This window comes from Salmonella sp. NW38, from assembly GCF_051807745.1.
GTDB classification, from domain to species: Bacteria; Pseudomonadota; Gammaproteobacteria; order Enterobacterales; family Enterobacteriaceae; genus Salmonella; species Salmonella enterica.
Map to the genome: position 1 here is coordinate 1 of NZ_JAMMTO010000021.1, position 5,660 is coordinate 5,660.

The window sequence follows — 5,660 nt, forward strand, 5'->3', positions numbered from 1 at the left end:
TGTGCGTAGTGGCGGGTCGGGGTATCGTATTCAACGTGAGAAGTGTTGATGGTGATACCACGCGCTTTTTCTTCCGGAGCGTTATCGATCTGGTCGAATGCACGAGCAGCACCGCCGTAGGTTTTAGCCAGTACGGTGGTGATTGCAGCGGTCAGGGTAGTTTTACCGTGGTCAACGTGGCCGATGGTGCCGACGTTAACGTGCGGTTTTGTACGTTCAAATTTTTCTTTAGACACGGCTATATTCCTTACTATAGCGCTCTCCCCTTCAGGAGAGAGCACGGGATTTTGGTTTTTAACCCTGCGGCTTATTTACCACGGGCTTCGATTACGGCCTGAGCAACGTTGTTCGGCGCATCATCATACTTCAGGAATTCCATAGTGTACGATGCGCGACCTTTGGTCAGAGAACGCAGCTGAGTTGCATATCCGAACATTTCAGACAGCGGTACTTCAGCGTGGATCTTAACGCCTGTAACTTCAGATTCCTGACCTTTGAGCATACCACGACGGCGGCTAAGGTCGCCGATAACGTCACCGGTATTCTCTTCAGGTGTTTCTACTTCAACCTTCATGATCGGCTCAAGCAGAACTGGTTTTGCTTTCTTAAAGCCTTCTTTAAAGGCGATAGACGCAGCCAGTTTAAACGCCAGCTCAGAGGAGTCAACGTCATGGTAAGAACCGAAGTGCAGACGCACACCGAGATCAACTACCGGATAACCCGCCAGCGGGCCAGACTTCAGCTGCTCCTGGATGCCTTTATCAACGGCCGGGATGTATTCGCCAGGAATTACACCACCTTTGATGTCGTTGATGAACTCGTAACCTTTCGGGTTAGAGCCCGGCTCCAGCGGGTACATGTCGATAACAACATGACCATACTGACCGCGACCACCAGACTGTTTCGCGTGTTTACCTTCGATGTCGGTAACTTTCGCGCGAATCGCTTCGCGGTAAGCAACCTGAGGTTTACCCACGTTAGCTTCAACGTTGAATTCACGCTTCATACGGTCAACGATGATATCCAGGTGAAGTTCACCCATACCAGCGATGATGGTCTGGTTAGATTCTTCGTCAGTCCATACGCGGAATGACGGGTCTTCTTTCGCCAGACGGCCCAGAGCCAGACCCATTTTTTCCTGGTCAGCTTTGGTTTTCGGTTCTACCGCGATGGAGATTACCGGCTCAGGGAATTCCATACGTTCCAGAATGATCGGGTTTTCCGGATCACACAGGGTGTCACCGGTAGTCACGTCTTTCAGGCCGATAGCAGCCGCGATGTCGCCCGCGCGAACTTCTTTGATCTCTTCACGTTTGTTGGCGTGCATCTGAACGATACGACCGAAACGCTCACGTGCGGTTTTCACGGAGTTCAGTACGGTATCACCAGAGTTAACCACACCGGAGTACACACGGAAGAAGGTCAGGTTACCCACAAACGGGTCGGTAGCGATTTTGAACGCCAGCGCAGAGAACGGCTCGTCGTCGCTTGCGTGACGCTCAGCCGGAGTATCTTTACCGTCGTCCAGAATACCGTTGATCGCAGGTACGTCTACCGGGGATGGCAGGTAATCAATTACCGCATCCAGCATCGCCTGAACACCTTTGTTCTTGAATGCAGAACCACAGGTTACCAGGATGATTTCGTTGTTCAGAACGCGCTGACGCAGAGCTTGTTTGATCTCTTCTTCAGTCAGTTCTTCACCACCCAGGTATTTTTCCATCAGCTCTTCAGAAGCTTCTGCGGCGGACTCGATCAGGTTCTGGTGCCATTCGTTAGCCAGGTCCTGCATGTCAGCCGGGATATCTTCGTATTCGAAGGTAACGCCCTGGTCGGCATCGTTCCAGTTGATGGCTTTCATTTTCACCAGGTCAACAACGCCGGTGAAACCTTCTTCAGCACCAATTGCCAGCTGCAGCGGAACCGGGTTCGCGCCCAGACGGGTTTTGATCTGACCAACAACTTTCAGGAAGTTCGCGCCCATGCGGTCCATTTTGTTAACGAACGCAATGCGCGGAACTTTGTATTTGTTTGCCTGACGCCATACGGTTTCAGACTGCGGCTGAACACCACCAACTGCGCAGTAAACCATTACCGCACCATCGAGAACACGCATGGAACGTTCTACTTCGATAGTGAAGTCAACGTGCCCCGGGGTGTCGATGATGTTGATGCGATGCGGTTCATACTGCTTAGCCATACCAGACCAGAATGCAGTAGTCGCTGCGGAGGTGATAGTAATACCACGCTCCTGCTCCTGCTCCATCCAGTCCATGGTAGCTGCGCCGTCATGAACTTCACCGATTTTGTGGTTTACACCGGTGTAGAACAGAATACGTTCGGTAGTAGTGGTTTTACCGGCGTCGATGTGCGCACTGATACCGATATTACGGTAGCGTGCGATGGGTGTTGTACGAGCCATTTGATTCCTCGTTGATATCTTTAGGCGTTCAGTTAAGTTATCCAAAACGGGCGACTTACCTGAAGCGCCCGCCTGGTGACTATGACTCCGAAGGGATTACCAACGGTAGTGTGCGAACGCCTTGTTGGCTTCTGCCATACGGTGAACGTCTTCACGTTTCTTAACTGCAGTACCTTTGTTTTCTGCAGCGTCAGAAAGTTCGTTCGCCAGGCGCAGAGCCATGGATTTATCACCGCGTTTACGAGCAGCTTCTACGATCCAACGCATTGCCAGAGCATTACGACGGACCGGACGGACTTCAACTGGTACCTGATAAGTAGAACCACCTACACGGCGGGATTTAACTTCTACAGTCGGGCGAACGTTTTCGAGAGCGACTTCGAAAGCTTCCAGTTCAGATTTACCAGAACGCTGAGCCAGGGTCTCCAGCGCGCTGTATACGATTGATTCTGCAGTAGATTTTTTACCATCTACCATCAGGATATTGACAAATTTAGCCAGCAGTTCTGATCCGAACTTCGGATCCGGCAGAATTTTACGCTGACCAATGACGCGACGACGTGGCATGGAAATACTCCGTTGTTAATTCAGGATTGTCCAAAACTCTACGAGTTTAGTTTGACATTAATTTAAAACGTTTGGCCTTACTTAACGGAGAACCATTAAGCCTTAGGACGCTTCACGCCGTACTTAGAACGAGCTTGCTTACGGTCTTTAACGCCGGAGCAGTCAAGCGCGCCACGAACGGTGTGGTAACGAACACCCGGGAGGTCTTTAACACGACCGCCACGGATCAGGATCACGGAGTGCTCCTGCAGGTTGTGACCTTCACCACCGATGTAGGAAGTCACTTCAAAACCGTTAGTCAGACGAACACGGCAAACTTTACGCAGTGCGGAGTTCGGTTTTTTAGGAGTGGTAGTATATACACGAGTACATACGCCACGTTTTTGCGGGCATGCTTCCAGCGCAGGCACGTTGCTTTTCGCAACTTTGCGAGCACGTGGTTTGCGTACCAGCTGGTTAACTGTTGCCATTAAATAGCTCCTGGTTTTAGCTTTTGCTTCGTAAACACGTAATAAAACGCCCTCACACAATATGAGGACGCCGAATTTTAGGGCGGTGTCGAAAAGGTGTCAAGAAATATACAACGATCCCGCCATCACCAGGCCATCTGGTTGGCATACTTAACCGTGAGTCTGACAAACTCAGTATAGTCAACCCTGACGACACTGTCTGAAATTTGACCACCCAGGCCGCGGGCGTCAATGTCTTCTTTCAAGGCATAGACCGTTATGGGGGCATCGCGCAGACTTTCAAGGAAGCGGTTACCTTCAATCGCGACGGTAACGCCATCCTGGAGCAGCAAAAGCGCATCGCCCTCTTTTAGCAGGCGCAGCAAAGCGGGAAAATCAACGCCCGAAGCGCAATGAGGTAAGGTATGCAGCATAAACGCCTCAGAATCTCAGGATGACATCATAGTTGCCAAGCTCGCGGCGTAACGCCACGGGTTCAAGCGGCGTAGCGTCTACCACAAAATTAACGTTCTCCAGACCACGCTCGCGCAGCGATGCCGCGCAGATCCAGCATTGATCAATATCGTACAAATCAAAGAGCTTGAAAGTAGCAATATAGTCACGCGCCAGAACAGCGTCTGGTTTTTGTCCTGGTAATAACTGAAAGACGCCGTCGCTGATAAAAAAGACGCCCAGCGCTTCCGTTAGCGCTGACGTCGCCAGCAGCGCATCCAGCCCTTCACGACCTGAAGCGCTACCGTGCGGCGCGGTGGAAAAGACAAATGCAATACGTTTCATTAAAACTGCACCACCCGATCGCAGGTGAGAGATGCCTCCGCCAGCGCGCCCAGGCCGCTTAGCGTAAAGCCCGGCTGAAGATTGGCGGACGGCAACCCCAGTCTGCCGGCTTCAGTTTCATCAATAATACCGCGACGAAGCGCCGCCGCGACACAGATGTTCAGAGCTACGCCATGCTGCGTATTCAATTTCTGCCAGGCGCGTACCAGATCATATTCATCGCTCGCCGGCGAGGTCAGGAGATTGGCGTTATAGACCCCTTCCCGATAGAAAAAGACGCTGGCTAACTCATGCCCCTCATTGAGCAGCGCGTGGGCGAACTGCAATGCGCTGCTGGCCTGCTGGGTGCCATATGCCGGCCCGGTGACCATAATGGCATAACGCATTATTTATCCTGCCCCTGAAAGTCGCCGCTTTTGAACTGGCGAATATAGAGGTAAACCGTGTGTTTTGAGATATTCAAACGATCGGCTACCTGGTTAATGGCGTCTTTAATATCGAAAATGCCTTTTTCGTACAGGTTAAGGACGATCTGACGATTTTTCGCATTGTTAGAGACATTACGATCGGCATTTACCTCTTCGATCGTGAACTCCAGCGTCTGGGTGACTAAATCTTCGACTGAGGAGGCAAAATTAACCGCTGAACCCACTTCCGGCGTTTCCGGCGGAATAAAGGTATTCATAATCTGTGAAAATGGCACATCAAGATTCATGTTGATGCACAGTAGACCAATGACGCGCTGCTCGCGGTTGCGAATGGCAATCGTCAACGACTTCATCAAGACACCGCTTTTCGCGCGCGTAAAATAGCATTTCGACACGCTACTGTCCGCCCCTGTCATGTCGTGCAACATGCGCAACGCCAGGTCGGTAATCGGCGAGCCAATTTTACGGCCCGTATGTTCGCCATTGGCAATACGAATGGCTGAACATTTTAGATCCTGCAAAGAGTGCAATACGATTTCACAATGGGAACCTATAAGCATCGCTAACCCGTCCACTACCGCTTCGTAGGATTTCAGAATATCGAAGTCGGTTTGCTCGAAGGGACGCTGATCCAGCAAATCAAGTTCACTGGTTTCGTTGGTTAAAAGCGACCTGGACATGAAAAAAAACACTCCTTTTCAGGAGCCTGTCGTTATGTTTTCAGGGCAGGCTCATTATTTACGCGGATGATTAAATTAATACAGTGAGGGTTCATCTTTCCAGTACTAATTTGTTCGTCTATTTCAGGCTACGTGTGCGTTGGCGGTCATTCAGCCTACGGTCTCGCCCTTAACGACCAGCGCAAGCGCCGTTATCCGCAAATCAAATTATGGTGAGTAATATATCCGGCCTGCATAAAAATAAATATCCTCCGGCATAGCCGGAGGTTTTTCAGATGCGCCTGTAAGGCTCTCTTACCAGCCGCGCCCTAACAGG

At 50.9% G+C, this 5,660-nt stretch carries 8 protein-coding genes; all 8 read right to left on the reverse strand.

Annotated features, from left to right (window positions below; translation table 11 throughout):
* Window positions 1-236 (reverse strand): GTP-binding protein (locus tag NA624_RS22785; protein WP_000031667.1); only part of this gene is annotated, 236 nt, incomplete at its 3' end.
* 71 nt (window positions 237-307) lie between these two features.
* Window positions 308-2,422, reverse strand: coding sequence for an elongation factor G (gene fusA, locus NA624_RS22790; protein ID WP_000124693.1), 2,115 nt, complete (start codon window positions 2,420-2,422; stop codon window positions 308-310).
* Between the two features lie 96 nt (window positions 2,423-2,518).
* Window positions 2,519-2,989, reverse strand: coding sequence for a 30S ribosomal protein S7 (rpsG, locus tag NA624_RS22795; RefSeq protein WP_001138043.1), 471 nt, complete (start codon window positions 2,987-2,989; stop codon window positions 2,519-2,521).
* Between the two features lie 95 nt (window positions 2,990-3,084).
* Window positions 3,085-3,459, reverse strand: coding sequence for a 30S ribosomal protein S12 (gene rpsL, locus NA624_RS22800; protein WP_000246815.1), 375 nt, complete (start codon window positions 3,457-3,459; stop codon window positions 3,085-3,087).
* Between the two features lie 125 nt (window positions 3,460-3,584).
* The gene (tusB, locus tag NA624_RS22805; protein ID WP_000903398.1) at window positions 3,585-3,872 is read right to left on the reverse strand and encodes a sulfurtransferase complex subunit TusB; all 288 of its coding nucleotides are present in this window, start codon (window positions 3,870-3,872) and stop codon (window positions 3,585-3,587) included.
* A gap of 7 nt (window positions 3,873-3,879) precedes the next feature.
* Window positions 3,880-4,236 carry a sulfurtransferase complex subunit TusC gene (gene tusC / locus NA624_RS22810; RefSeq protein WP_000820705.1) on the reverse strand — a complete coding sequence of 119 codons (357 nt, stop codon included), beginning with the start codon at window positions 4,234-4,236 and terminating at the stop codon, window positions 3,880-3,882.
* The gene (gene tusD, locus NA624_RS22815) at window positions 4,236-4,622 is read right to left on the reverse strand and encodes a sulfurtransferase complex subunit TusD (RefSeq protein WP_001268012.1); all 387 of its coding nucleotides are present in this window, start codon (window positions 4,620-4,622) and stop codon (window positions 4,236-4,238) included. Before tusD ends, tusC begins: the two co-directional genes overlap by 1 nt.
* Window positions 4,622-5,344 carry a helix-turn-helix transcriptional regulator gene (locus tag NA624_RS22820; RefSeq protein WP_000091471.1) on the reverse strand — a complete coding sequence of 241 codons (723 nt, stop codon included), beginning with the start codon at window positions 5,342-5,344 and terminating at the stop codon, window positions 4,622-4,624. The genes tusD and NA624_RS22820 overlap by 1 nt, the downstream gene beginning before the upstream one ends.
* Between the last annotated feature and the right edge of the window lie 316 nt (window positions 5,345-5,660).